The organism is Streptomyces sp. 3211.6 (assembly GCF_003634815.1).
Lineage (GTDB): Bacteria > Actinomycetota > Actinomycetes > Streptomycetales > Streptomycetaceae > Streptomyces > Streptomyces katrae_A.
Genome location: NZ_RBXC01000001.1, coordinates 2,986,869 through 3,012,684 on the forward strand (window position 1 = coordinate 2,986,869; position 25,816 = coordinate 3,012,684).

The 25,816-nt window shown below is 75.1% G+C and carries 20 protein-coding genes; 12 read left to right on the forward strand and 8 right to left on the reverse strand.

Going from position 1 to position 25,816, the window contains the following annotated elements:
• Positions 1-4 precede the first annotated feature (4 nt).
• The 11 genes from BX286_RS13670 (at position 5) to BX286_RS13720 (ending at position 15,080) form a co-directional block, all read left to right on the forward strand.
• Positions 5-946, forward strand: coding sequence for a carbohydrate ABC transporter permease (locus BX286_RS13670; protein WP_079427002.1), 942 nt, complete (start codon positions 5-7; stop codon positions 944-946).
• Positions 943-1,794 carry a carbohydrate ABC transporter permease gene (locus BX286_RS13675; RefSeq protein WP_261993411.1) on the forward strand — a complete coding sequence of 284 codons (852 nt, stop codon included), beginning with the start codon at positions 943-945 and terminating at the stop codon, positions 1,792-1,794. Before BX286_RS13670 ends, BX286_RS13675 begins: the two co-directional genes overlap by 4 nt.
• Before the next feature lie 5 nt (positions 1,795-1,799).
• Positions 1,800-3,065, forward strand: a complete 1,266-nt coding sequence (locus tag BX286_RS13680; protein WP_121015042.1) for a 6-phospho-beta-glucosidase — start codon at positions 1,800-1,802, stop codon at positions 3,063-3,065.
• Positions 3,056-4,045, forward strand: a complete 990-nt coding sequence (locus tag BX286_RS13685) for an N-acetylglucosamine kinase (protein ID WP_121015043.1) — start codon at positions 3,056-3,058, stop codon at positions 4,043-4,045. The genes BX286_RS13680 and BX286_RS13685 overlap by 10 nt, the downstream gene beginning before the upstream one ends.
• A gap of 202 nt (positions 4,046-4,247) precedes the next feature.
• Positions 4,248-5,633 (forward strand): hypothetical protein, encoded by a 1,386-nt coding sequence (locus BX286_RS13690; protein ID WP_100863638.1) that lies wholly within the window; start codon positions 4,248-4,250, stop codon positions 5,631-5,633.
• Between the two features lie 5 nt (positions 5,634-5,638).
• The gene (locus BX286_RS13695) at positions 5,639-6,664 is read left to right on the forward strand and encodes a glutamate ABC transporter substrate-binding protein (RefSeq protein WP_079427010.1); all 1,026 of its coding nucleotides are present in this window, start codon (positions 5,639-5,641) and stop codon (positions 6,662-6,664) included.
• A 68-nt stretch (positions 6,665-6,732) separates the two neighbouring features.
• Positions 6,733-7,995 (forward strand): hypothetical protein, encoded by a 1,263-nt coding sequence (locus tag BX286_RS13700; protein ID WP_079427012.1) that lies wholly within the window; start codon positions 6,733-6,735, stop codon positions 7,993-7,995.
• 5 nt (positions 7,996-8,000) lie between these two features.
• A complete protein-coding gene (locus BX286_RS13705; protein WP_398898888.1) occupies positions 8,001-10,982 on the forward strand; it encodes a tetratricopeptide repeat protein in 2,982 nt (993 codons plus the stop codon).
• A 3-nt stretch (positions 10,983-10,985) separates the two neighbouring features.
• On the forward strand, positions 10,986-12,584 hold the full coding sequence (locus BX286_RS13710) for a protein phosphatase 2C domain-containing protein (protein ID WP_187344136.1): 1,599 nt from the start codon (positions 10,986-10,988) through the stop codon (positions 12,582-12,584).
• An 89-nt stretch (positions 12,585-12,673) separates the two neighbouring features.
• Positions 12,674-13,999, forward strand: coding sequence for a VWA domain-containing protein (locus tag BX286_RS13715; protein WP_079427014.1), 1,326 nt, complete (start codon positions 12,674-12,676; stop codon positions 13,997-13,999).
• Positions 14,000-14,045: 46 nt separating this feature from the next.
• The gene (locus BX286_RS13720) at positions 14,046-15,080 is read left to right on the forward strand and encodes an FHA domain-containing protein (RefSeq protein ID WP_121015045.1); all 1,035 of its coding nucleotides are present in this window, start codon (positions 14,046-14,048) and stop codon (positions 15,078-15,080) included.
• A gap of 34 nt (positions 15,081-15,114) precedes the next feature.
• On the opposite strand, the gene BX286_RS13725 is transcribed toward BX286_RS13720, so the two are convergent.
• Complete coding sequence (locus tag BX286_RS13725) at positions 15,115-16,149, reverse strand: methyltransferase domain-containing protein (protein WP_261993412.1); 1,035 nt, start codon at positions 16,147-16,149, stop codon at positions 15,115-15,117.
• 110 nt (positions 16,150-16,259) lie between these two features.
• Between BX286_RS13725 and BX286_RS13730 the strand changes: the two genes are divergently transcribed.
• Positions 16,260-16,664 (forward strand): globin, encoded by a 405-nt coding sequence (locus BX286_RS13730; RefSeq protein WP_042818584.1) that lies wholly within the window; start codon positions 16,260-16,262, stop codon positions 16,662-16,664.
• Between the two features lie 73 nt (positions 16,665-16,737).
• Here the strand turns inward: BX286_RS13730 and BX286_RS13735 are convergent, their stop codons facing one another.
• The 7 genes from BX286_RS13735 to BX286_RS13765 all read right to left on the reverse strand — a co-directional run bounded on the left by BX286_RS13735 (position 16,738) and on the right by BX286_RS13765 (position 25,815).
• Positions 16,738-17,463, reverse strand: a complete 726-nt coding sequence (locus BX286_RS13735; RefSeq protein WP_079427018.1) for a hypothetical protein — start codon at positions 17,461-17,463, stop codon at positions 16,738-16,740.
• Positions 17,460-17,939: a thioesterase family protein gene (locus BX286_RS13740; protein ID WP_079427020.1), complete on the reverse strand. Its 480-nt coding sequence runs from the start codon at positions 17,937-17,939 to the stop codon at positions 17,460-17,462. Before BX286_RS13740 ends, BX286_RS13735 begins: the two co-directional genes overlap by 4 nt.
• 9 nt (positions 17,940-17,948) lie before the next feature.
• Complete coding sequence (gene ettA, locus BX286_RS13745; RefSeq protein ID WP_079427022.1) at positions 17,949-19,613, reverse strand: energy-dependent translational throttle protein EttA; 1,665 nt, start codon at positions 19,611-19,613, stop codon at positions 17,949-17,951.
• 230 nt (positions 19,614-19,843) lie between these two features.
• Complete coding sequence (locus BX286_RS13750) at positions 19,844-21,661, reverse strand: bifunctional phosphatase PAP2/diacylglycerol kinase family protein (protein WP_121015046.1); 1,818 nt, start codon at positions 21,659-21,661, stop codon at positions 19,844-19,846.
• A 49-nt stretch (positions 21,662-21,710) separates the two neighbouring features.
• Positions 21,711-22,901, reverse strand: coding sequence for a thioester domain-containing protein (locus BX286_RS13755; protein ID WP_261993413.1), 1,191 nt, complete (start codon positions 22,899-22,901; stop codon positions 21,711-21,713).
• 332 nt (positions 22,902-23,233) lie between these two features.
• Positions 23,234-23,641, reverse strand: a complete 408-nt coding sequence (locus BX286_RS13760) for a single-stranded DNA-binding protein (RefSeq protein WP_100863635.1) — start codon at positions 23,639-23,641, stop codon at positions 23,234-23,236.
• 101 nt (positions 23,642-23,742) lie between these two features.
• Positions 23,743-25,815: a GTPase gene (locus tag BX286_RS13765; RefSeq protein WP_100863634.1), complete on the reverse strand. Its 2,073-nt coding sequence runs from the start codon at positions 25,813-25,815 to the stop codon at positions 23,743-23,745.
• Between the last annotated feature and the right edge of the window lies 1 nt (position 25,816).

Genomic DNA, 25,816 nt, shown 5'->3' on the forward strand with positions numbered 1-25,816 from the left:
TCCGATGGCCCCGCCCGCACTCCTGGCCAAGCGCCGCCGGGCCGCCCTGCGGACCGCCGCGTTCCTCTCGCCCTGGCTGATCGGCTCCGCCGTCTTCTTCGCCTACCCGCTGCTGTCCACCGCCTACTTCTCCTTCACCCGTTACGACGGCTTCCGCCCGCCCGCCTTCAACGGCACGGCCAACTGGAGCTACGTCTTCACCGACTACCCGCTCTTCTGGCCCGCCCTGCGCAACACCCTGTGGCTGGTCGTGGTCATGGTGTCCTGCCGGGTCGTCTTCGGCCTGGGCGCCGGCCTGCTCGTCACGAAGGTCAAGACCGGGGCCGGGATCTTCCGCACCCTGTTCTACCTGCCCTACCTGGCCCCGCCGGTGGCCGCGACGCTCGCCTTCGTCTTCCTCCTCAACCCCGGCACCGGCCCCGTGAACACCCTCCTCGACGGCGTGGGGCTGCCGGCTCCCGGCTGGTTCACCGACCCCGGCTGGTCCAAGCCCGCGCTGACCGCGCTCGCCGTGTGGGGGGTCGGCGACCTCATGGTGATCTTCATGGCGGCCCTGCTCGACGTGCCGAAGGAGCAGTACGAGGCCGCCGAGCTCGACGGGGCCGGCGCCTGGGCCCGTTTCCGGCACATCACCCTGCCGAACATCTCCCCGATCATCCTGTTCGCCGTGGTCACCGGGGTCATCCAGGCCATGCAGTACTACACCCAGCCGCTCGTCGCCGGGAAGACCGCCGCCGGGGTCATCGGCGGCTCCGGGCAGCAGTTCGAGCCCGGCTACCCCGACAAGTCCACGCTGACCCTGCCCCAGCTCGTCTACAACCTCGGCTTCCAGCGCTTCGACTACGGCGCCGCCTGCGTCCTCGCGCTCGTCCTGTTCGCCCTCTCCATGGCCTTCACCGCCCTGCTCATGCGCCGCCGCGGCGGACTGACGGGAGCGGACGCATGACCATGAGCACCGCACGCGGCGCCCGGCGGGCCGTACTGCACTGGATCGGCGTGCACGCGCTGGCCGTGGCCGCCGCCCTGTTCTTCGTCCTCCCCTTCGTCTTCCTCCTCCTCACCTCCCTGATGGGCGACCAGCAGGCCCTCACCCGCGACCTGTGGCCGCGGACCTGGGAATGGGGCAACTACGCCACGGTCTGGCACACCCCCGGATTCCTCACCTGGTGGCGCAACACCCTCCTCTACGCGGGCCTGGGCACCCTCCTGACCGTGGTGTCCTCGGTGCCCGTCGCCTACGCCCTCGCCAAGTTCCGCTTCCGCGGCCGGCGGCTCGTCCTGCTGCTCGTGATCGCCGTGATGACGCTGCCGCCCCAGGTGGTGGTCATCCCCATGTACCTCTTCTGGGCCAAGCAGCTCGACCTGTCCGGCACCCTGTGGCCGCTGATCGTCCCGATGGCCTTCGGCGACGCCTTCTCCGTCTTCCTGCTGCGCCAGTTCCTGCTCACCATCCCCGACGAGTACCTGGACGCGGCCCGCGTCGACGGCTGCGGCGAGCTGCGCACCCTGCTGCGGGTGGTCCTGCCGATGGCGAAGCCCGGCATCGCGGCCATCGCCCTCTTCCAGTTCTTCGCCGCCTGGAACGACTACTTCGGCCCGCAGGTCTACGCCTCCGACAACCCCGCCGCCTGGACCCTCAGCTACGGCCTGGAGTCCTTCAAGGGCGCGCACCACACCGACTGGAACCTCACCATGGCGGCGACCGTGCTCGTCATGGCCCCGGTGATCCTCCTCTTCTTCTTCGCCCAGAAGGCGTTCGTCGAGGGCGTCACCCTGACCGGCGTGAAAGGCTGAAAGCGATGAAACTCGCAGTGGTGGGCGGCGGTTCCACCTACACCCCCGAACTGGTCGACGGATTCGCGCGGCTGCGCGACACCCTGCCCGTCACCGAGCTCGTCCTCGTCGACCCCGCCGCCGGACGGCTGGAGCTGGTCGGCGGCCTGGCCCGGCGGATCTTCGCCCGGCAGGGGCACCCCGGCCGGATCACCACCACCGCCGACCTGGACGCGGGCGTCGCCGGCGCGGACGCCGTCCTCCTCCAGCTGCGGGTCGGCGGGCAGGCGGCCCGGCTGCAGGACGAGACCTGGCCGCTGGAGTGCGGCTGCGTCGGCCAGGAGACCACCGGCGCGGGCGGACTGGCCAAGGCCCTGCGCACCGTCCCCGTGGTGCTGGACATCGCCGAACGGGTGCGGCAGGCCGCCCCCGGAGCCTGGATCATCGACTTCACCAACCCCGTCGGGATCGTCACCCGGGCCCTGCTCCAGGCCGGGCACAAGGCGGTCGGGCTGTGCAACGTCGCCATCGGCCTCCAGCGGAAGTTCGCCGCGCTGCTGGGCGCCCAGCCCGCCGAGATCCACCTCGACCACGTCGGCCTCAACCACCTGACCTGGGAGTTCGGCGTACGGCTCGGGGGGCCCGGGGGCGAGGACGTGCTGCCCCGGCTGCTGGCGGAGCACGGGGAGGCGATCGCCGCCGACCTGCGGCTGCCGCGGGCGGTGCTGGACCGGCTCGGCGTCGTCCCCTCGTACTACCTGCGCTACTTCTACTCCCACGACGAGGTGGTCCGCGAGCTCGGCGAGAAGCCCTCGCGGGCGGCCGAGGTCGCGGCGATGGAACGCGAACTCCTCGCCCTGTACGCGGACCCCGCGCTCGACGAGAAGCCCGCGCTGCTGGCCAAGCGGGGCGGGGCCTTCTACTCGGAGGCGGCCGTGGACCTCGCGGCGGCCCTGCTGGGCGGCGGCGGCCCGGCCGTGCAGGTGGTCAACGCCCGCAACGACGGCACCCTGCCCTTCCTCCCGGACGACGCGGTGATCGAGGTCCAGGCCGCCGTCGACGGCTCCGGTCCCGTCCCGCTGGCCGTGCCCCGCCCCGACCCCCTGTACACGGGACTCCTCGCGCACGTGACGGCGTACGAGGACCTGGCGCTGGACGCCGCGCTGCGCGGCGGTCGCGAACGGGTCGCCCGGGCCCTCCTCGCGCACCCGCTGGTCGGTCAGTTCGACCTGGCCGAGGCGCTGACCGACCGGCTGCTCGCACACAACAAGGAGCACCTGCCATGGGCGTGAGCCGCCCCGCCCCCGCCGCGGTGCTCGCACTGGACGCGGGGAACAGCAAGACGGACGCGGCCCTGGTCGGCGCCGACGGCACGGTCCTGGGAACCGGCCGTTCCGGGGGCTTCCAGCCGCCCCGGACGGGGGTCGGTCCGGCCGTGGACGTGCTCGGGGAGGCCGTCGCGGAGGCCGCCTGCGCCGCCGGGCTGGCCGGGCCGCCGTACGCCGTCCGGGTCTCGGCCTGTCTGGCCAACGCCGACCTGCCGGTGGAGGAGCGGCAGCTGGCGGACGCGATCGCCGCGCGGGGCTGGGCGCCGGCCGTCGAGGTGCGCAACGACACGTTCGCCGTCCTGCGGGCCGGGGTGGACCGGCCGCGCGGGGTCGCCGTGGTGTGCGGGGCGGGCATCAACTGCGTGGGCCTGCTGCCCGACGGGCGCACCGCGCGCTTCCCGGCGCTGGGCCGGATCTCCGGGGACTGGGGCGGCGGGAGCGGGCTGGCGGAGGAGGCCGTGTGGTGGGCGGCGCGGGCCGAGGACGGGCGGGGCGGGCCCACCGCGCTGGCGAAGGCCCTGCCGGGGCACTTCGGGCTGACGGCGATGGCCGGGCTGATCGAGGGCCTGCACCTGGGCGGGATCCCGCGGGGGCGGCTGCACGAGCTGGTGCCGGTGCTGTTCGCGGTGGCTTCGGCGGGCGACGCGGTGGCCTCGGCGATCGTGGAACGGCAGGCGGAGGAGGTGGTGGCGCTGGCGTCGGTGGCGCTGGAGCGGCTAGGGCTGCTGGCGCAGGAGGTGCCGGTACTGCTGGGCGGCGGGGTCCTCGCGGCGGGGCACCGGCAGCTCGACGCCCGTATCGCGCAGCTCCTGGCCGCCCGCGCCCCGCACGCCCGTCCCTCGGTGGTCACGGCCCCGCCGGTCCTGGGCGCGGCCCTGCTGGGCCTGGACGCCGCCGCCGCCCCGGCGGGGGCGCACGCGAGGCTCCGTGCCCAATTCGAGTGAACCCGGGCCGGGGGCGCGTGCGCGGGGAACCGTGGGGGCGGGTCCGGCGTATTGACGGTGAAGGGGTGGCGGGGGAGGTCGGGGGGAGGGTGGTCGGGGCGGTCCGGGGAGGGGATCGTCCAAGATCGAGCACCGGGTGCTGTGGTCCGGCGCCACTACGGCCATACTGCTGCGGAGCAGAGGGACCGAGGGGGAGGTCAGGGTGGCCATCACGACACGCCCGTCCGCGCCCGGGGGCGGTGCCGCCGGGGTGCCCGCCGGGCCGGCCGGGCGGGGTACGGCCTGGGCCGAGGGCGTGGAGCGGCTGCGCGCGACGGCGACGACCGAGCCGGGCCGGCTGCGGATCATCGGCGCGGTGCTGGCGGCGCTGGTGCTGCTGTTCGGTGCGGTGGCCGTCTGGGAGGTCTCGGGCCGGTTGACGGCCGCGGAGGACGTGGTGGGCCGCAGCCAGCCGCTGAGCGCGGACGCGGCGAGCATCTACCGTTCCCTGGCGGACGCCGACACGGCTTCCTCCAGCGGGTTCCTCGCGGGCGCGCAGGAGCCGCGCGAGGTCCGCCTGCGCTACGAGAAGGACATGGCGAACGCCTCCCGGCTGCTGGTGAGCGCCGCGGCGAACACCGGGGCGGGCGGGGAGTCCCGCAAGGAGATCGCGCTGCTCGGCGAGCAGTTGCCCCGCTACACCGGCCTGATCGAGCAGGCCCGCGCGAACAACCGGCAGGGCCTGCCGCTGGGCGGCGCGTACCTGCGCTACGCCAACGAGCAGATGAGCACGGTGCTGTTGCCTGCCGCCCAGCGGCTGTACGAGGCGGAGACCGGGCGGCTGTACACGGACTACGACGAGGCCCGGGGCTGGCCGCTGGCGGCGACGGGCGCGGGGGTGCTGGCGCTCGGGGCCCTGGTGTGGGCGCAGCGGCGCAACTACCTGCTCACGCACCGGGTCTTCAACCACGGTCTGCTGGCGGCGACGGCGGCGACGGCCGTGGTGCTGGTGTGGCTGACGGTGGGGCAGACGGTGGCCCGGTCCGGCCTGGGTGAGGCGCGGGCGGACGGGCAGGAATCGCTGAAGGTGCTCAACGACGCCCGGATCGCCTCCCTGCAGGCGCGGGCGAACGAGAACCTGACGCTGATCGCGCGGGGCGCCGTACTGGCCGAGGACAAGAAGTCCGACAAGTACGACGTGGACTACGCGAAGAACATGAAGCAGCTCGACGCGGGGCTGGCGCGGGCGCTGGAGCTGGCCGACGACGCGAGCGGCCGGGATCCGGTGGCGAAGGCGGCCGCGGGCGCGGCGCAGTGGAAGCAGCGGCACGCGGCGGCGCGGGAGTCGGACATGAGGGGCGACTACGAGCTCGCCCTGCCCCAGGTGATCGGGGGCAAGGGCCACGAGGACAGCAGCGGGGCCTCGTTCGACACGGTGGACGCCTCCCTGGAACAGGCCGTGGCCCATGAGCAGAAGCAGTTCACCCTGGCCGCGCGGGGCGGGCTCGGGGCGCTGGGCGGGCTGGCGACGGGAGCGGCGGCGCTCGCGGTCGTCGGCGCCGGCGCGGCCCTCCTCGGTATCGGTCGCAGGCTTTCGGAGTACAGGTGAGTGCGATGCGGATACGGCGGACACCGGCGGAGCGGGAGCGCCGGCTGCGGCGGGCGGCGGGACGGCTGCGCGGCTGGGGCGGGGTCAGTGCGATGGCCGCCGCCTGCGCGATGACGGCCGCGGCGGTGCTGCTGCCGCTGGCGCACTCCTCGCCGGGCACCGGGCACCACCCCGGGGTGGTGCGCGAGCCCGCGTCGGTGGCGGCGGCCCCGTTCACCCTCACCGACACCTGCCAGCACCCGGAGGCCAGTCTGCGGCCGTCCGCGCTGGACGGGCCGACGATCGAGCGGATCCGCAAGGCGGGCAAGCTGGTCGCGGGCGTGGACCAGAACAGCTTCAAGTGGGGCTACCGCAACCCCGACGGGCACCTCGACGGCTTCGACATAGACCTCGTCAAGGCCATAGCCAAGGACATCCTGGGCAACGAGGAGGCGGTCATCTACCGGGCCATCCCCACGAGCCAGCGCATCCCGGCGCTCCAGGAGGGCCGGGTCGACATCGTGGTGCGGACGATGACGATCAACTGCAAGCGGCTGGAGGACGTGGCGTTCTCGACCGCCTACTTCGAGGCGGGCCAGCAGGTCCTGGCGCCCAAGGGCTCCCCGATCACCGGCTACGACGCCTCGCTGAAGGGCCGCCGGATCTGCACGGCCGCGGGATCCACCGCGGAGGCGGCCCTGAAGTCCCAGGGCTACGGCTCGGTGCCGGTGTCGGTGCCGAACCAGCTGGACTGCCTGGTGCGGCTCCAGCTCGGCGAGGTCGACGGGATCATCACCGACAACGCGCTGGCCGCCGGGCAGGCGGCGCAGGATCCGTCGGTGCAGCTGGTCGGCGCGCCGTTCACCCGCGAGTTCTACGGTGTGGCGATGAACAAGGACGCCCCGGACCTGGTGCGCCGGGTCAACAAGGTGCTTGAGGACTACCGCGCGGGCGGTGACCAGAGCCGGTGGGCGACGTCCTACCGCAAGCACTTCGAGGACGTGCTGCCCAAGGCCGCGGTGCCGCCCGCGCCCGAATACCGGGAGGGCTGAGGCCGGTGGTGGGGGTACCGCATGTTCGCGGGGCAGGATCGGAGCCGTACGTGAGCCGGACGGGGCTGATGGACCGGGACGAGGTGGACCGGGCGCTGACCCGCCTGGGCGCCGAGCACGAGGCCGTGGAGACCTCGCTGCTCGCGCTGCAGGACCACGCGGGGCGCCGGCTGCTGGAGGGCGCGGCGCTGAGCGGGGTCACCAAGGAGCGCTGGGCCGCCGCCGACGCGGCCGTGACCCGGCTGTGGACGTACTTCGACGCCTACAGCGGGGCGCTGGCCGCCGCCCGGGAGATCCGCGAGCGGCGTCGCTGGCCGAGCCGTGAGGACCTGGCGGAGCTGACGGAGCGGCTGCGCGGGCCGGGTGTGACGATCGCGGGGGCCGGGGTGGAGGGTGCCGGGCTGGCGGAGCGGTTCTCGCTCGCCGAGCTGGTGGCCCGGATGAACGAGCTGTACGCCGCCTCGCTGGACGTGGTGGTCGCCGCCGACGCCGTGTGGTCGGCGCTGCCCGCGCGGATCGACCTGCTCGCCGCCGAGCTGCACCGGACGCGTTCACTGGCGCACTCGGTGGGGGTCCGGCCGGGCGAGCACCCGTCGGGGGACGACCTGGAGGAGATCACCGCCGAGCTGGCGCAGCTGCGGGAGGCGGTGATCGCCGATCCGCTGGCGTTCTGGGTGCCCGCCTCGGGGAGTTCCGCCCCGGGCGGCGGCCGGCCCGACACCGCCCGCTACGACCGGGCGGCCCGCGCGCTGGACGACGTACGCCGGGAGGTGGAGGCGGTCCTGACGGTGCGGCAGGACGCGGAGGCCCGGCTGATCGCCCTGCGGGACGTGCTCTCGCGGGCCGACCGGACCCTCTCCGAGGCGCGGACGGCGCGCGGGGAGGTGCTGGCGAAGATCGCGGCGTCGGAGGTGCCGGCCGTCAGCGGCCCGCCGACGGCCCTGCAGGAGCAGCTGGCCGCGGCGGCCGAGTACCGCAGGCGGTCGCAGTGGCACCGGCTGTCGCCGCTGCTGGACGCGTTGGAGGACCGGGCCGAGGAGGAACTCCGGCGGGCCCGCGAATCGTTGACTGCGGTGACGGCGCCGCTGGCGGTACGGGCCGAGCTGCGCGGGCGGCTGGACGCGTACCGGGCGAAGGTGGCCCGGCACGGCCTGGCGGAGGATCCGCTGCTGGTCGAGCGGTATGACACGGCCCGTCGGATGCTGTGGAGCGCACCGTGCGATCTGCGGGCGGCGGAAGGGGCGGTGCTGCGCTACCAGCGGGCGGCGGCCGAGGCGCTGGCCCCGCCGGAGGACCACCGGCCCGAGGGGCCCGGGGAGGAGGAAGCGTGAGCCTGATCGGATCGCCCTGCCTGCGCGCCGGCTGCCCGGGCGCGTACGAGGACATGGGCGGCGGCGAGGTGTACTGCGACACCTGTGGGCTGGCCCCGCTGGGTGCGGTCGCGGCGGGCGCGCAGGAGCTGGTGTCCCCGCCGACGGGGATGACGAGCGCCGCCCGGCACGGGGACTCCCGGGGGTCGGCGGGCTCGCGCGGCTCCGGGCGTTCCTCGGCGTCGGCGCGTTCGGCTTCCTCCCGGTCCTCGTCCTCGCGCCGCTCGGTGTCCGGGCGGCTGTCGCGTTCCCTGCCGGGTTCGGGGTCCAGCCGGTCGGTGTCGGTGCGCAGTTCGGGATCGGCGTCCGGGGCCTCGGGGCGCAGCCGGCTGGGCGCGGGGCTGGTCAGTGTGCCCGAGGTACCGCGGCCGGATCCCTCGGCGGCGGTGCTGGCGAACCCGGAGGTGCCGGAGCGCAAGCGGTTCTGCTCTCGTTCGGACTGCGGGGCTCCGGTGGGCCGGGCGCGCGGGGACCGGCCGGGGCGGACGGAGGGGTTCTGCACCAAGTGCGGGCACCCGTACTCCTTCGTGCCGAAGCTGCGCGCCGGGGACGTGGTGCACGGCCAGTACGAGGTGGCGGGCTGCCTGGCGCACGGCGGGCTGGGCTGGGTGTACCTCGCGGTGGACCGGGCGGTCTCGGACCGGTGGGTGGTGCTCAAGGGCCTGCTGGACACCGGGGACCAGGACGCCATGGAGGCGGCGATCTCCGAGCGGCGCTTCCTGGCGGAGATCGAGCACTCCAACATCGTGCGCATCTACAACTTCGTGGAGCACCTGGACCAGCGGACGGGTTCGCTGGACGGGTACATCGTCATGGAGTACGTGGGCGGCAAGTCGCTGAAGGAGATCGCCAACGAGCGGCGCCGGCCGGACGGGCGGCGTGATCCGCTGCCGGTGGAGCAGGCGTGCGCGTACGGCATCGAGGCGCTGGAGGCCCTGGGGCACCTGCACAGCCGCAACCTGCTGTACTGCGACTTCAAGGTGGACAACGCGATCCAGCAGCAGGACCAGCTGAAGCTGATCGACATGGGCGCGGTGCGGCGGATGGACGACGAGGAGTCGGCCATCTACGGCACGGTGGGCTACCAGGCTCCGGAGGTGGCGGAGCTGGGGCCGTCGGTGGCCTCCGACCTGTACACGGTGGCGCGGACGCTGGCGGTGCTGACGTTCGACTTCCAGGGCTACACGAACGTGTTCGTGGACTCGCTTCCGGACCCGGAGCACATCGAGGTGTTCCAGCGGTACGAGTCCTTCTACCGGCTGCTGGTGCGGGCCACCGATCCGGATCCGGGGCGGCGGTTCGCCTCCGCGCAGGAGATGGCGGACCAGCTGACGGGCGTGCTGCGGGAGGTCGTCGCGCTCCAGACGGGCCGGCCGCGGCCGCAGCTGTCGACCCTGTTCGGCCCGGAGCTGCGCGTTGCGGACACCCAGCTGTACGAGGACGCCCCGGACGCGGAGGTCTCCCGCCTGGGCACCCGCCCCCTCCCCCGGCGCGGCTTCGCCCTGGGGCGCCGCGGTACGGCTGCCGCCGGCGCGGGCGCGGAGTCCCCCGCGGGGGCGGCGGGCATCGCGGGGGCGGCGGGCCCGGGTACTGGCTCCCTTGCGCAGAGCCCCGGGGCGGCGGGGGCGGAAGCCTCTGCTCCGGGGAGCCCGTCCGGGCCCTCGGGCTCCGTACCGCGGCCCTTCGTGCCGGGGGCCCCATGGCAGCCGGGCGTGTCCGGGCCCGGCGTGGCGGGGGCGGGCTTCACCTCCGCCGCTGCGGGGTCGGAGGTGCCGGGGGCCGGGACGCCGGGATCCGGCGGCCGGAACTCCGGGCCGGGGAAGGCCGTTTCCGGATATGGCGGGCCGGGTCCCGGCGGGGCCGTCGGCGGTGGCACCGCGGGCGCGGCCGGGGTTTCCGTGCTCGGGACCAGCGCCACGCACGTGGGCCGCGCCGGGCTGCCCGGGCCCCGTCCCGCCCCGGTGGTCCCGGCGGCTCCGGCGACCGCCGCCGCCTCCCTCCCCCTCGCCGCCGCGGCCGCGGGGCTGGCTCCGCTCGACGTCCGTGACACCGCGCTGGCGCTGCCCGTGCCGCTGGTGGACCCGGCCGACCCGAACGCCGGGTTCCTGGCGGGCCTGCTCGCCTCCGCGCCCGCCGACCTGCTCGGGGCCCTGGGCGCGGCCGTCTCCGACTCCGCCGAACTGCGGCTGCGGGAGCTGCGGGCCCGACTGGAGCTGGGCGAACTGGCCGTGGCCGCGCGGGCCCTGGCCGAGCTGGAGGCCACGTACCCCGACGACTGGCGGGTGGTGTGGGCGCGCGGGATCGCCTCGCTGGCCACCGGGGACGACGAGATAGCGGCCCTGTCCTTCGACGCCGTCTACGACGCGTTCCCGGGCGAGCCCGCACCGAAGCTGGCACTCGCGCTGTGCGCGGAGATCCTGGGCCAGCTGGACAACGCCGCCGAGTACTACCGGCTCGTCTGGATCACCGATCCCGGTTTCGTGAGCGCGGCCTTCGGGCTGGCCCGGGTCCAACTGGCCTCCGGAGACCGGGCCGCGGCCGTCCGTACGCTGGAGTCCGTACCGGAGTCCTCGATCCACTACACGGCCGCACGGGTGGCGGCCGTACGGGCACGCCTGCGCGACCGGTCGCCGCAGGAGGAGCTCCTGGCGGACCTCGGGGCGGCGTCGGACCAGGTCGAGGCGTTGCGGCGGTTCGGACTCGACCCGGAACGCCAGGAGCGGCTGGCGACGGAGGTTCTGGGCGCGGCCCTGGACTGGGTACTGTCGGGTAGCCGGGGTGCCGACCCCGGCCGGAGCTCGTTGCTCGGCAGTCAACTGGACGAGCGGGGGCTGCGCTTCGGCCTGGAGCGCTCCTACCGCGTCCTCGCCCGGCTGGCACAGCGGGGCGAGGAGAGGATCGAACTGGTGGAGCGGGCCAACCGTTTCCGTCCCCGGACGTGGGTGTGAGTGATGTCGATGCATCGGCTGTCGGGCTGCCCCAGCTGCGCGGAGCCCCTGGAGGAGGGTGACCGTTTCTGCGGGGTGTGCGGATACGCCCTCTCCGCCCCGCCCGCTCCCCCGGACCGCACCCCGACCCTGCCGGACCCGGACCCGGGCGGCGGGTTCGTACCCGGCCCGGCGGCCGGAGAGTCCCCGGCGTGGGCGGGCGCGGCCGCCGCTTCGGGGCACCCAGGCCGCGGAGCGGATGCCGCGCGCCCGGCCGAAGCGGGCGCGTACGCCACGACCGCCGCCCCGGGCTTCGGGTCCGCCGTCGGGGTGCCGGCGCCCGGATGGGAGGGCACCCCTGTGCCCCCCGGTTCCGCGGTCGCCTCCGGTACCGCCCCCGCGTCCCCCGCCGACACCCCGTGGGGCGCGGTCCCGTACGGCAGCGCGGACGACGCCGACCACGGCCGGCCCCGGGGGGCGGCGCCCGAGGAGGCCCACGGCGCCGCGCCGCAGGAGAACCCGCACGATGCCCCGCTCGCCGCCGGCGCACCCGGGGCTGACGCCCCGTACGGCCGGGCCCCCTCGCCGGACCCGCAGGAGGACCCGCACGAGGACCCCCACGCCTGGGCCCCGCAGGGGAGCGGCGGCGGGCGGACCTGCGTCGCCTGCCGGTCCGGGTACGTGGACACCGACGGCTACTGCGAGCACTGCGGTCACGCCCAGCCGCGGGAGCGGGACCACGTGGAGGAGGAGCTGTGCAGCGTCGCCGCCGTCAGTGACCGGGGGCTGCGCCACCACCGCAACGAGGACTCCTTCGCGGTGGCGGCCACGGCCATGCCCGACGGCTCCGCCGCGACCGTCGCCATCGTCTGCGACGGCGTCTCCTCCGCCAGCCGCCCCGACGACGCTTCGGCCGCCGCCGCCGGCGCGGCCAGCGAGGCCCTGCTCGACGCCCTGCCCCGGGGCGCGCACCCGGCGGAGGCCATGCACGAGGCGATCCTCGCGGCGGGCGCCGCGGTGAGCGCCCTCGCCCCGCAGCCCCCCGGCGCCCAGAACGCCCCCGCCTGCACCCTGGTCGGGGCCGTCGTCAGCAGCGGCGTGCTGACCATCGGCTGGGTCGGCGACAGCCGGGCCTACTGGGTCCCCGACGACCGTGCGGCGGCGCCCCGCCGGCTCACCGAGGACGACTCCTGGGCCGCGCAGATGGTCGCGGCGGGTCTGATGGGCGAGGCCGAGGCCTACGCCGACGTCCGGGCACACGCCATCACCGGCTGGCTCGGGGCCGACGCGTACGACCTCGACCCGCACACCGCGAGCTTCAGACCCGACCACCCCGGCGTGGTCGTCGTCTGCACCGACGGCCTGTGGAACTACGCCGAGTCCGCCGTCGACATGGCCCGGATCCTGCCCCCCGACGCCGCCGAACGGCCCCTGCACTGCGCCCAGGTGCTGGTCGGCCACGCCCTCGACGGTGGCGGGCACGACAACATCACCGTCGCCGTGGTGCCGTTCACCGCCGCGCCGCCGGAACCCGGAGCGGAACCGGGGACGGCGGGCGTGGCGGAGGCCGGAGCGGAAGCGGGGACGGCGTCCCGGACCGAGCCGCCGCACCCCCTGGCCTGAACCGCCCCGGCCCGTCCGCCCAGCCCCGGCCCGTCCGCCCCGCCCGGGTCCGTCCGCTCCGCCCCGACAGCCCCCGAGGAGTCACCCCGATGGCGAACTTCGCCAAGCCGCGCGCCCCGCGCTTCAGCATGGAGGTGTACCAGAACGAGTTCCTGCCCGAGGGCGGTCGGGACGTCCACGCCATCGTGACGGTCACCTCCAGCGGCGGCGCCATCGCCACCGCCGGGCGGGCGCTCGGGCAGGACGCGGCCGTGGTGATCATGGTCGACTGCTCCGGCTCGATGGACCACCCGCCGCAGAAGATGCGCGGTGCCCGCGAGGCCACCGCCGCCGCGATCGACACCCTGCGCGACGGCACGGCCTTCGCCGTGATCGCCGGCACCCACGAGGCCCGCGAGGTCTATCCCGGCCAGGGCCTCCTCGCCACCGCCGACGCGACCACCCGGGCGCGGGCCAAGGAGGCCCTGCGCGGCCTGAGCGCGGGCGGCGGCACCGCCATCGGCACCTGGCTGCGGCTGGCGGACGGCTTGCTGCGCCGCTCCCCGGCCGCCATCCGGCACGGCATCCTGCTGACCGACGGCCGCAACGAGCACGAGGACCCGGCTGTGCTGCGCGCCACCCTCGAGGCCTGCGCCGGCCGCTTCACCTGCGACGCGCGCGGGGTGGGGACGGACTGGGAGGTCAAGGAGGTGACGGGGATCGCGAGCGCCCTGCTGGGCTCCGCCGACATCGTCGCCGATCCGGCCCGTCTCGCCGAGGACTTCACGCTCATGATGGAGAAGGTCATGGGCAAGGAGGTCGCGGACGTCGCGCTGCGCGTGTGGACCCCGGTCGGGGCGGAGATCCTTTACGTCAAGCAGGTCTCGCCGTCCGTCCAGGACCTCACCGGCCGCCGTACCGAGGCGGGGCCGCGGGCCGGGGACTATCCGACGGGCTCCTGGGGTGACGAGTCGCGCGACTACCACCTGTGCGTACGGGTGCCGGACGCCTCCGTCGGCCAGGAGATGCTGGCCGCCCGCGCCTCGCTCGTCCTGCCGGGGCCGGCCGGCGGGCCGGGCTCCCCGGTCGCCCAGGGGCTGGTCCGGGCGGTGTGGACGAACGACCTCGCCGCGTCGACCGCGATCAGCCCGCAGGTGGCGCACTACACGGGGCAGGCGGAGCTCGCGCAGGCTATCCAACAGGGCCTGCATGCCCGCAAAATGGGCGATGTCGACGGCGCCACGGCCAAACTCGGCCGTGCCGTGCAGTTGGCGAGCGCCTCCGGGAACGCGGACACCGCCAGACTGCTCTCCAAGGTGGTGGACGTCGTCGACGCGGCGGCGGGTACTGTGCGCCTGAAAGCCAAGGTCGCCGATGCCGACGAGATGACCCTTGAAACCCGTTCGACACAGACCGTCCGAGTGAAGAAGACCTGAGTAGACGCCTGCGGCGATGACGCAGGGAGAAGGGGGAAGCGCCGCGATGCCGACCTGTCCGAACGGGCACCAGTCCGCCTCCGACGACTGGTGCGAGGTCTGCGGCCACCGGATGGCTGCCCCGGCGGGCCCCCCTGCGGCCGCCTCCTACGCCTACCCTCCCACCACCGGTGAGCCCACCGCCCAGGCGGAGCTGTGCCCGCAGTGCAAGACCCCGCGCGAGGCCATGGCCCCGTTCTGCGAGGAGTGCCGGTACAACTTCCTGACGCGGACGGCGAACCCGTACGCCCCGCCGCCGTCCGCCCCCGACGCGGGTCCGGCCGGTACGGGTGCGCAGGCCCTGGCGGCCCCGGTGACCGGCGGGACCCCGCCGCCCCCGCCGCCGCCGCTCCCGCCCCAGCCGGTTTACTCCCAGGACCACTTCGAGTACCAGGGCTCCCGGCCCTCCCGGGTCAACCGCCCGGCCGAGCCGCTCCAGGACGACGACGACTGGCTGCTGCCGCCGCCCGCCGCCCCGGAGCCGCCCGCCCCGCCGGTCGCGGTGGCCCCGCCGCCGCCCCCGCCCGTGGCACCGGCGCCGGTCCAGCAGCCCGTCCAGCAGCCCGTCCAGCAGGAGCATCCGGTGGCGCCCGGCGCGGAATACCCCGCCGCGCCCGTTCCGGAGCAGTCCGGCGGCGGCTCCTGGACGGCGACGATCGCCCCGGACCGCTCGTACTTCATGGCGATGATGCAGCGCAGCGGGCCGGAGGCGGCCGGGCTCAACCTGCCCGCCTACTCCCCGGAGTTGCACCTTCCGCTCTCCGGAGGCCAGATCACCATCGGCCGCCGCCGCGCCTCGACGGGCGAGTCCCCGGACATCGACCTGTCGGTGCCGCCGGAGGACCCCGGCGTCTCGCACAGCCATGCGGTGCTCGTCCAGCAGCCCGACCTCAGCTGGGCGGTGGTGGACCAGAACTCCACCAACGGCACCACCGTCAACATGGGCGAGGAGCCGATCCAGCCCTACGTCCCGGTCCCCCTCGCCGACGGCGACCGGGTCCACCTGGGCGCCTGGACCACCATCACCATCCGGCGCGGCTGACCGGACACCCCTGGCCGGCGCCCTAGCCGACGCCCTAGCCGGCGCCCTCCCCCAGGGGCCACACGTAGGGCCCCTGGGGGTCGTCGAGCCAGGCCCACTGCCCCTCGGCGGTGACCGTGACCCCGAACCGCTCGCGGGCCGGGCGGCCCTCGCCGCGCCACAGGTCCAGCGCCTCCCGGGGGCGCAGCACGCCCGCGGTCAGGATCAGCAGGAACTGGAAGCGTTCGTTCTCCACCAGCTCGTACGGGACCCCGTGCAGCGGACCGCCCGCCCCGGGCAGCGGAGGCCCGGCCGTGGCCCCGCGCAGCGGGACGAAGTAGGCGGAGGTGTGCAGGAAGCGGCCCTCCGCGAAGTCGGCGTCGCGGACCGTGAGCGCGATCAGCCCGGTCGACAGCGGGGCCAGGATCCGCGCCCCGGGCCGGCACTGGCCGAGCCAGGCGTGCGGGATCAGCGGCAGGGTGCAGGTGACCAGGATCCGGTCGAAGGGGGCGCGGGAGGGGCAGCCGCGCGCCCCGTCCCCGGTGACGACGGTGGGCCGGTAGCCGAGCAGCGCCAGGTGCGCCCGTGCCGACTCGGTGATCTCCTCGTCCAGGTCCACCGTGGTGACGTGCTCCTCGCCGAGCCGGTGGCAGAGCAGGGCCGCGTTGTAGCCGGTGCCCGTGCCGATCTCCAGCACGTCGTCCCCGTCGCGCACCTGCAGCGCCTCCAGCATCTTCGCCATCAGGGAGGGCTGGCTGCTGGAGGAGACCAGCTCGCCGTCCCGCAGCCGGGTCGCGAGCGGGGCGTCGGTGTAGACCCCGCGCAGCCAGCGGGCCCGGTGCTCGGGGTCGGGGTCCTCGGCCCACAGCCGCTCGTGGCCGGCTCCACGGCCGGTCCAGAAGTACGGCACGAACAGGTGCCGGGGCACGGCCGCGAAGGCGGCCCGCCAGGCCGGGTCCTCCAGCACCCCGGCGGCGGTGAGCTCCCGCACCTGGGCGGCGTGCGCGATCTCCCGCAGATCGCGGACCGGCTCCTCCGGCCCCCGCGGGGTCCGTGCCGCGTGTGCTCCGCCCTTGCCGCCCGTGCCCATGTCTCCACTGTGCGGCGGGCGGCCGCCGCATGCGAGCCCTCCCGGATCCGGTGGCGGCGGGCGGTCCTAGGACCGGGGTCCTCCGTCCGGGTGTCTGAGACGATGGTCGGGTGAATGACGATCCGCAGAGCAACGTCCAGGAGACGACCTTCTTCGAGCAGGTGGGCGGCGAGGCGACCTTCCGCCGTCTGGTCCACCGCTTCTACCAGGGTGTCGCGGAAGACCCGCTGCTGCGTCCGATGTACCCGGAGGGGGACCTCGGGCCCGCCGAGGAGCGGTTCGCGCTGTTCCTGATGCAGTACTGGGGCGGCCCGGGCACCTACAGCGAGAACCGCGGGCACCCGCGCCTGCGCATGCGGCACGCCCCGTTCCAGGTGGACTCCGCCGCGCACGACGCGTGGCTGAAGCACATGCGGGAGGCCCTGGACGAGCTGGGCCTGGCGCCGGAGCACGAGGCGCAGCTGTGGCGGTACCTGACGTACGCGGCCGCCTCGATGATCAACACGGCCGGCTAGCCGGCATCCGCGTGTGCCCGCGGCCCGGGGCCGCGGGCACTAGAGGACGACAGGCCCTAGAGGACGACAGGCCCTAGAGCGGGCGTACCTGGAGGGCGCCGAGCCCGCCGCCCGGTCCGGGCCGGCGGGTCGCGACGGACCCGTACGGGGTGCTCAGCCGCAGCCAGCCGCCGGAGGCGAACAACGCCACCGGGGCGGGGGCCGCGGAGGCGCCGCCGGGCGCGGGGGCCGGGACGGTGGCGCGTACGGGCCGCAGGAAGCCCAGGGACTGGGCGGCGTGGGCGGCGCGCAGCGGGAGTTCGGTGTCGCCGAGCGTCCGCGACCAGATCTCGCGGCCGATGCGGTCGCGCTCGGAGCGGGTGCGGTGCTGCGGGGGCAGGGCCTCGTCCCGGGCCCGGAACTCGGCGACGGCCGCGGCCAGGGCCGCCCGTACCGCCTCGGGCCGGGGCAGTCCGGGTACGGGCCGCCAGCCGCCCTGGGGCGGCAGGACGCCCGTCCAGGGCGGGCCGGTGACGGCGCCCGGCACCCGGGCCCCGGCGCCTGCCTCGTCGACGGACTCCAGCAGCTCGCCCGCCGACACGGTCACGTCCAGCGGCGTCGCGAGGGGCGCGGCGAGCCGCACCGCGCGGACGGCGAGGACGTCGAAGGACGGCGGCCGTCCGAAGACGGCGAGCGCGCCGCCGCCCGCCCGCGCCTGCAGGCGGACCGCGGCGGCACGGTCGTAGTGCACCAGCCGGCCCAGGAAGGCGGCGAGGTCCGCCGCCTCCCCGGAGTCTGCGAAGTGCAGCTGCTCGGTCATGCCGCCAGGCGCCCTTCCGCACCCTTGGGGCGGCCGGCGACCCGGCTCGCGGGCTCCTCCAGGTACTCCTGGAGGAAGACCCGCTCCTCGTCCGTGATGCGGCGGGGCCGCCCCTCGGCGAGGTTGTAGGGCACGACGACCGTCTCGGCCCGGACGTAGACCGTCTCGGGTGCGTCCTCGGTCGCCTCGTCCTTGACCTCGTAGCGGATGGTCAGGGAGGCGGCCCCTATCCGGGTCACCCAGGATTCGATGAGCACCGGCTCGTGCCGGTGCACGAGCGGGAGCTTGTAGTCGATCTCGTGACGGGCCACGACGGAGCCGCCCGTGAAGGACTCGCTGCCCTCACCGGGCGCCAGGCGGAACATGAAGTCGATGCGCGCCTCCTCCAGGTAGCGGAGGAAGACCACGTTGTTGACGTGCCCGAAGGCATCCATGTCCGCCCAGCGCAGCGGGCACCGGTAGTGGTGTCTGGCCATGTGCGCGACCTAGCCCCGGGTGAGCTTCTTGTAGGTGGCACGGTGCGGACGCGTGGCGTCCGGGCCGAGCCGCTCGACCTTGTTCTTCTCGTAGGACTCGAAGTTGCCCTCGAACCAGAACCACTTCGAGTCGCCCTCGTACGCCAGGATGTGCGTGGCCACTCGGTCCAGGAACCAGCGGTCGTGGGAGACGACCACGGCCGCGCCGGGGAACTCGAGCAGCGCGTTCTCCAGGGAGCCCAGGGTCTCGACGTCGAGGTCGTTGGTGGGCTCGTCGAGGAGCAGCAGGTTGCCGCCCTGCTTGAGGGTGAGCGCGAGGTTCAGGCGGTTGCGCTCACCGCCGGAGAGCACACCGGCCGGCTTCTGCTGGTCCGGGCCCTTGAAGCCGAAGGCGCTGACGTACGCGCGGGACGGCATCTCGACGTTGCCGACGTTGATGTAGTCCAGCTCGTCCGACACGACCGCCCAGAGGGTCTTCTTGGGGTCGATGTTGGCGCGGCCCTGGTCGACGTAGGAGATCTTGACGGTGTCGCCGACCTTGATGTCGCCGGAGTCCGGGGTCTCCAGGCCCTGGATCATCTTGAACAGCGTGGTCTTGCCCGCGCCGTTCGGACCGATGACGCCGACGATGCCGTTGCGCGGCAGCGTGAAGGACAGGTCGTCGATGAGGACCTTGTCACCGAAGGCCTTGGAGAGGTTGTTGACCTCGACGACGATCGAGCCCAGGCGCGGGCCCGGCGGGATCTGGATCTCCTCGAAGTCCAGCTTCCGCATCTTGTCGGCCTCGGCCGCCATCTCCTCGTAGCGGGCGAGACGGGCCTTGGACTTGGCCTGGCGGCCCTTGGCGTTGGAGCGGACCCACTCCAGCTCTTCCTTGAGGCGCTTGGCGCGCTTCTCGTCCTTCTTGCCCTCGACCTTGAGGCGCTCGGACTTCTTCTCCAGGTAGGTGGAGTAGTTGCCCTCGTACGGGTGGGCGCGGCCGCGGTCGAGCTCGAGGATCCACTCGGCGACGTTGTCGAGGAAGTAGCGGTCGTGGGTGACGGCCACGACGGCGCCCTTGTACTGGGCCAGGTGCTGCTCCAGCCAGTTCACGGACTCGGCGTCGAGGTGGTTGGTGGGCTCGTCGAGGAGCAGCAGGTCGGGGGCCTCCAGCAGCAGCTTGCAGAGGGCCACGCGGCGCTTCTCACCACCGGAGAGGTTGGTGACCGGCCAGTCGCCGGGCGGGCAGCCCAGGGCGTCCATGGCCTGCTCCAGCTGGGCGTCGAGGTCCCACGCGTTGGCGTGGTCCAGGTCGTCCTGGAGCTTGCCCATCTCCTCCATCAGCTCGTCGGTGTAGTTCGTCGCCATTTCCTCGGCGATCGCGTTGAACCGGTTGAGCTTCTGCTTGATCTCGCCGACGCCGTCCTCGACGTTCTCCAGGACCGTCTTGGACTCGTCGAGCTTGGGCTCCTGCATGAGGATGCCGACGGAGTAGCCGGGCGACAGGAAGGCGTCGCCGTTGGACGGCTGCTCGATGCCCGCCATGATCTTCAGGACGGTCGACTTGCCGGCGCCGTTCGGGCCGACCACGCCGATCTTCGCCCCCGGCAGGAAGTTCAGGAACACGTCGTCGAGGATCACCTTGTCGCCGTGGGCCTTGCGCGTCTTGCGCATGGTGTAGATGAACTCAGCCAAGAGAAACCGTCCGGCAGATCGATGGGTGGGCAGATACACCCCATACTGCCGTACGTCCATCCCTCGGGGGAAACGCATATGGTCAGGGCCCTGATCTGCGGCTCACCGCCGGGGCGGCCCGTTCCGGTCCCGTCCGCACCCTCGGAGGCGGCAGCAGCACGGGAGAGCCGGTCCGACGAGATACGGCCCGGGCCGCGCCGGGCGGCGCGGGCCGGGGCCGGCCCGGGCGGTCAGCGGGGGCGGTAGACGGCGAGGGCGTCGGGGAGGGCGTCGAGGACGAGGGCGGGCGGGGCCTGGGCGTATTCGCCGTCGTAGGCGAAGGGGGTGCCCGGCGGGATGTCCTCGATGTGCAGGCGGCGTACGCGGATGGCCACGTGCGCCGGGGAACGGGTCAGCGGCCCGGCGAGGGCGGCGGCCAGCAGGCGGGGGCCGGGGCGGCCGCCGCCGTGGACCAGTCGCAGGTCGAGCAGGCCCTCGCCGAGACCGTCGCGGCGGCGGGGCGTGGGTCCGGAGCCCTGGTAGGTGCCGTTGCCGGCGAAGAGCAGCCAGGCGCTGCGGGGCCGCCCGGCCAGCGTCAGCCGTACGGGCCGCTCGGCGCGCAGCACCCGCCAGGCGGCCGCGACCGCGGCCGGCCCGCCGCCGATCCTGGGCGCCCAGCGCAGCCGGTGGCGCAGCAGCTCGGGGTAGACCCCGAAGCTGAAGGTGTTCAGGAAGTACCCGCCTTCCCCGCCCCCGGAGACCGCCGCCCCCGACGAGCCGGCCCCCGACGCCGGGACCCCACCGGAACCCCGGCCGGAGACCGGGGCCACGGCCGGGCCCGACACCGCGGCCGGGATGGCACCGGACCCCGAACCCGACGCCGCCCCGGCTTCCGACGCCGCCCCGGCACCGGAGGCCGGGGCCACGGCCGGACCCGACACCGAGGCCGGGATGGCACCGGACCCTGAACCCGACGCCGGCCCGGCACCGGGGGCCGGGGCCACGGCCGGGCCCGAGGCCGGGGGCGGGGTGGTGTCGGGGGTGGTCGCCCCGGGGCCGGTGGGGCGGGGCCGGGTGGGCGGCGGCGTACCGGTGGGGGTGAAGCGGCCCACGGCCACGCGGACGGCCTGGCCCCCGGCCACCGCCCGGCAGGTGTCCTCCGGGCCGGTGAGGCCGAGGTCGAGGGCGAAGTGGTTCAGGGTGCCCCCAGGGAACACCGCCAGCGGCACCCCGGCCCGCAGCGCGGCGGTCGCGGCGGCGTTGACCGTGCCGTCGCCCCCGCAGACCCCGAGCACGGCCGACCGGGCCGCGGCGGCCGACAGCTCCGCCGCGAGCTCCTCGCCCCCGCACTCCACGATCTCCGCCTTCGGCAGCCGGTCCCGCAGGGCGTCGAGCGCTGCGGCTCCGGCCGTGCCCGCGCCGGTGTTCACCACCACCGTGAGCCCGGCCCCGTCCGGCAGCGCGGGCACACCGGCCGCCGGCCGTTCGTCGCCCGGGACGGCCCGCGCCTGCTGCACGCCCCGCGCGAGCTCGCGCACGGCGAACCCCGCCGCCACCCCGAGCAGGGCCCCCGCCGCCACGTCCGACGGGTAGTGCACCCCGGTGTAGACCCGGGAGAACGCCACCGACGCGGCCAGGGGCGCCACCGCGGCCCCCCACACCGGGGACTCCAGCGCCAGCCCCGCCGTGAAGGCGAAGGCCGAGGCCGAGTGCCCGGACGGGAAGGAGGTGGTCCACGGCGCCACGGCCGGCCGCCGCACCAGCGGCACCCCCTCCATCAGCGGCCGCGGCCTGCGGACGGACCACTTGCCGACGGAGTTGACGGTCGCGGAGGCCAGCGCGAGCGAGGCGGCCGCCCGCAGCGCGGCCCGGCGGGTGCGCGGCGCCCCGAGGGCGGTGAGCGCCGCCGCGATCCCGCCCCACAGCACCCCGTGGTTGGCGGCCCGCCCCAGCGCGGGCAGGGCCCGCTCGGCCGCGGGCCAGTGCCGGCGCGCCACGGCGTCGAACAGCCGCCGGTCCCATTGCGCGGCGGTGCCCCGCCAGGTCAGTCGCTGATCATGGTCTGCCATTTCCCGCGCTTACCCGGGGTCCGCCGTCGTGAAGCACCCCGCCCCTCGTTCAGCCCTCCATTTCCCCTTCCTCTCCTTCCAGCGGCCGCTTGCGCAGCAGCAGGACGACCATGCCGCCCAGCACCACCAGGCCCACCGCCAGCGAGGCGATCACCGGGGTGGCCGCGGAGCTGCCGCTGACGGCCAGCCGCTCCTCGTCCGGCGACTGCGCCTGCGGACCGGCGGTGCCGGTCGGGATCACCTCGGCGCTGCCGGCCAGGGTGCCCACCTTCCCGGCCGGGCCGGCCGGCGGCTGCGGCCAGACCGCCGTGGCGGTGGCGGTCGCCGCGGACTCGCTGGAGCCGGCCACGACCTGCGCCTCGTCCGGGATCCCGCTGGTGAAGACCCGCCCGACGGGCACCTTGGTCGAGCCCTGCACGGTGACCGAGGCCGTCCCGTCGGGGGTGCCGGAGGGCACCTCGAAGTAGAGGCGGGCGCCGTCGGCCGCGGAGGTCACCGGCTGCCCGTCGGCGTCGACCACCCGGACCCCCATGGCCACGGCCGCCGCGTCCGGGGTGACGGACACGCTCTGCGCCCCGGTGCGGACCGTGACGGGGCCGAGCCGGCTGCCGGTGGGCCCCGCCACCGGACCGGAGACGCGGCCGGGATCGAGCCCCAGCGAGGCCGGTGGCTCCGGCAGCCGGCCCGCCTCCCGCTGGAGGTAGTCGGCCAGCATCTCGGCCGCCTGGTCGGTGGCCTCGACCTGGGCTCCGTCCGCCAGCCGCCAGATCGCCACCTGGGTCCCGGCGGCCGCGCTCTCCGCCGTCAGCGCTCCGGCCCCGGCCGCCTTCGCCAGCCCGGCCAGGTCGTTGAGTTGCGGGTAGGAGTGCTCCAGCACCCAGCGGATCCGGCCGCCCGCCTCGGCGTTGGCGGCGAGGGGGCTGCCGCCCCAGCCGCTCTCGGTGTAGTGGGCCTGCGGCTGCGCGTTGCCCGCGACGCCGACCCCGTACGTCTGGAGCATTCCGCCGCCGTCGACCCGCATCTCGTACAGACCGGCCCGGATCTGCCGGACCGAGCCGTCCCGTGCGTGCAGGACCGCCTGGCCGTACGTCTTCAGCCCGTCGAGCACGGCGCTCGCACCGCCGGCCGCCGCACTGGCCGCCGCCTGCTCGGAGTCGGCCGAGGCACGGGCGCCCGGGGCGGCGGTGAGGGCGGCGGCCAGCAGGGCCACCGCCAGCGGGCGTCGCGCGGCACCCCGCACCGCGCTCCCCACGGCGGCGGAAGCAGCCCCGCCGCCGGCAGCAGGCGGCCCGTCACCCACGCCCGTACCCGCGAGGGGTTCGGGAACCGGACGGCGGCCGGAAAGCGGACGGGGAACGGGAACAGGGCCCGCGGAAGCGGCGGAAGCAGCGGACACGCCCGTAAGCGGAACCACCGGCGAGGCGCCCGCGGCGGAGGCCGGTCCGTCCGTGGACGTGGCGCGGGACTCGGAGGACCCGCAGGACGCGGGAACAGCAATCGACACAGTCTTCCCCTTCGGCCCAAAGACCCAGGCACCCGTGAGTACCGGGGAATCCTAGCCTCATCGAACACTTAGACCACCCCCGCCTCCTGAGGGTCCATCAGGGGAGTATCCGTCTTGACCACCCTGCGGAAGGCCGCAGTTCCGCGGTTCAGGTCGTGTCCGACGGCGATCGCGTCGATGTCCGCCGAAAACCAGCGGGTCCCTTCGCCGTCCGGCGGCCCTTCCCGGACCCTCAACCGCCCGTGCACCACGAGGGGTTCCCCCACCGAGACGGAACTCGCCAGGTTCACCGCCAGCACCCGTCGCGCCCACACGGTGTAGAAGCTGGTGGTCCCGTCCGTCCAGGCCTCGGTCCGCCGGTCGAAGTACCGCGGGGTCACCGCGAAACGGAACCTCGCCGACGGTCCGGTCACCGTCTCCTTGAAGTCGATCTGCGTCGCCACGTGCCCCACCAGCGTCACCAGGGTGTCGTTCATCCCGGCCGCCCTCCCCGCATTCCGTACGGCTCGCGCGGACCGTCCGCACGAGGTACGACCATGCTGGCCCGGCCCCCCGGCCGGCTGCTGCGGCCTGTGGACTAGTGGCGGGTTGTGGACAACCTCGTCCCCCCTGCGGAGACGGCCGCGTACTGCTCCCGGACCTCCCGGTAGCGCAGCAGCTCGGCCGCCACCGGCTCCAGCACCCGGGCCCGTCCGCAGCCGGCCGCCGCCTGACGCAGCCTCCGCTCGGCGTCCTGCCCGTACCTGCGCGCAGGTCCGCGGGCCGCCATCGAACAGGCCCACTCCACCAGCGGCCCACCGACGATGCCCGCCACCATGAACAGCACGGGCGGCAGCAGCTTCGGCTCCAGGACCCCGGCGATCTGCCCGACCAGCCACAGCCCGCCGAAGATCTGCACCAGCGTCATCGCGGCCTGCGCCAGTACCGCAGCCGGCCACCAGGCGGGCCGCGGCGGCTTCGCCCCGGGCGCCGGAACGGCCGCGCCGAGGGTCACGGCCAGCTCGTCCAGGGCCTCCGGCAGCAGGGCGGCCCCGCGCACCGCGGTCTCCCGTACGGCCTGCGCCCAGGGCTCGGGCAGCCCGACGGCCGCCTCGTCCGCGACGGTCCGCACGGCCTGCTCCACCCGCTGCCGGGCGGTCACCTCCTCCTCGGCGGGCATGGCCGCGGCGGGCGTCGTGGAGCGGCCGATCACCGCCAGGGCGGACAGGCCGGCCAGCGAACGGGGGGCGCGCCGGCTCTCGTACCAGCGCCACAGCCGCAGCCAGGGCGTGCCGCAGGCCTTACCGGCGTTGCGCCGCCAGGCCCGTTCGGCGGCGAGGCCGGCCGCGTACGCCCCGACGGCCTCGGCCAGCCGGTCCTCGAACTCGGCGCGCGCCGCCTCGCCGATCTCGGGCCCGGAGGGTCCGTTGTGCCTGTCGGCCACGTACAGCGGGCGCAGGCGAGTGGCGGCCCGGTCGACGTCGGCGGCGATCCGCCGGGTCGCGGCGCCCTTCTCCTGGGTGAACTGTCCCAGCAGCTCGCGCAGTTCCCCGACCCCTTCACCCGTCAGGGCGGACAGCCCGAGGACGGTGGCGCCGGGCTCGCCGTGCTCGCCGAGCGCGATGCCGTCCTCGTCGAGAAGCCTGCGCAGGTCGTCCAGGACCAGGTCGGCCGCCTCTCCGGGGAGCCGGTCCACCTGGTTCAGGACGACGAACGTCACCTCCGCGTGCCCGGCCAGCGGTCTCAGGTACCGCTCGTGCAGGACGGCGTCCGCGTACTTCTCCGGGTCGACCACCCAGATCACGGCGTCGACCAGGGCCAGCACCCGGTCGACGTGTTCGCGGTGCACGCCGAGCGCCGAGTCCAGGTCGGGCAGGTCGACGAGGACCATCCCGCGCAGCGCCTCGGCTTCGGGGGTCTCGCGGGGGCGGCGGCGCAGCCGTCCGGGGATCTCCAGCCGGTCCAGCAGTCCCGCGGCTCCGTCCGACCAGCTGCAGGCGATCGGCGCGGCGGTGGTCGGACGGCGCAGCCCGGTCTCGGAGATCTGCACTCCTGCGAGTGCGTTGAAGAGCGTGGACTTGCCGCTTCCGGTGGCTCCGGCGACGGCGACGACGGTGTGCTGGGCGGACAGGCCCCGGCGTGCGGCCGCCTCGTCGAGGACCCGGCCGGCTTCGGCGAGGGTCTTTCCGTCGAGGCGGGTGCGGGAGAGTCCGACCAGCTGGCGCAGCGCGTCGAGGCGGCTGCGCAGGGCCTGGGCCTCGGGGCTGAGCGGGGGCGCGGGGGCCTTGCCGCCGTCGCTCCCGGCGCCGGAGACGGCGCGGACGAGGGCTTCTTCGCCCGCGTCCGCCTCCTCGTCCAGCCCCTCGGCGGCGAGTTCGTCCTCGGCTCCGCCTGAACGGGCCCTTCCGAAACCCCCCTTGCGGGTGGTCCGGGAGCGCGAGCGGGCGATGAACCCGTCGTCCCAGCGGTCGGCCGCCCGTTCGGCGGCGCGGTCGCCGGTACGGCCGTCCGTGCGCTCGGGGTCGGCGCCGGTGCCGGCGGAGCGGTCGCGGGCACCCGCCCGGTCGCGGTCACCGGCCCGGTCGCGCAGGCGCACCCCGTCCCCGGCCTGGTCGCGGACGTGGTCACGGTCTCCGGCCCGATCGCGGTCACGGTCGGTCAAGGCGGTCACC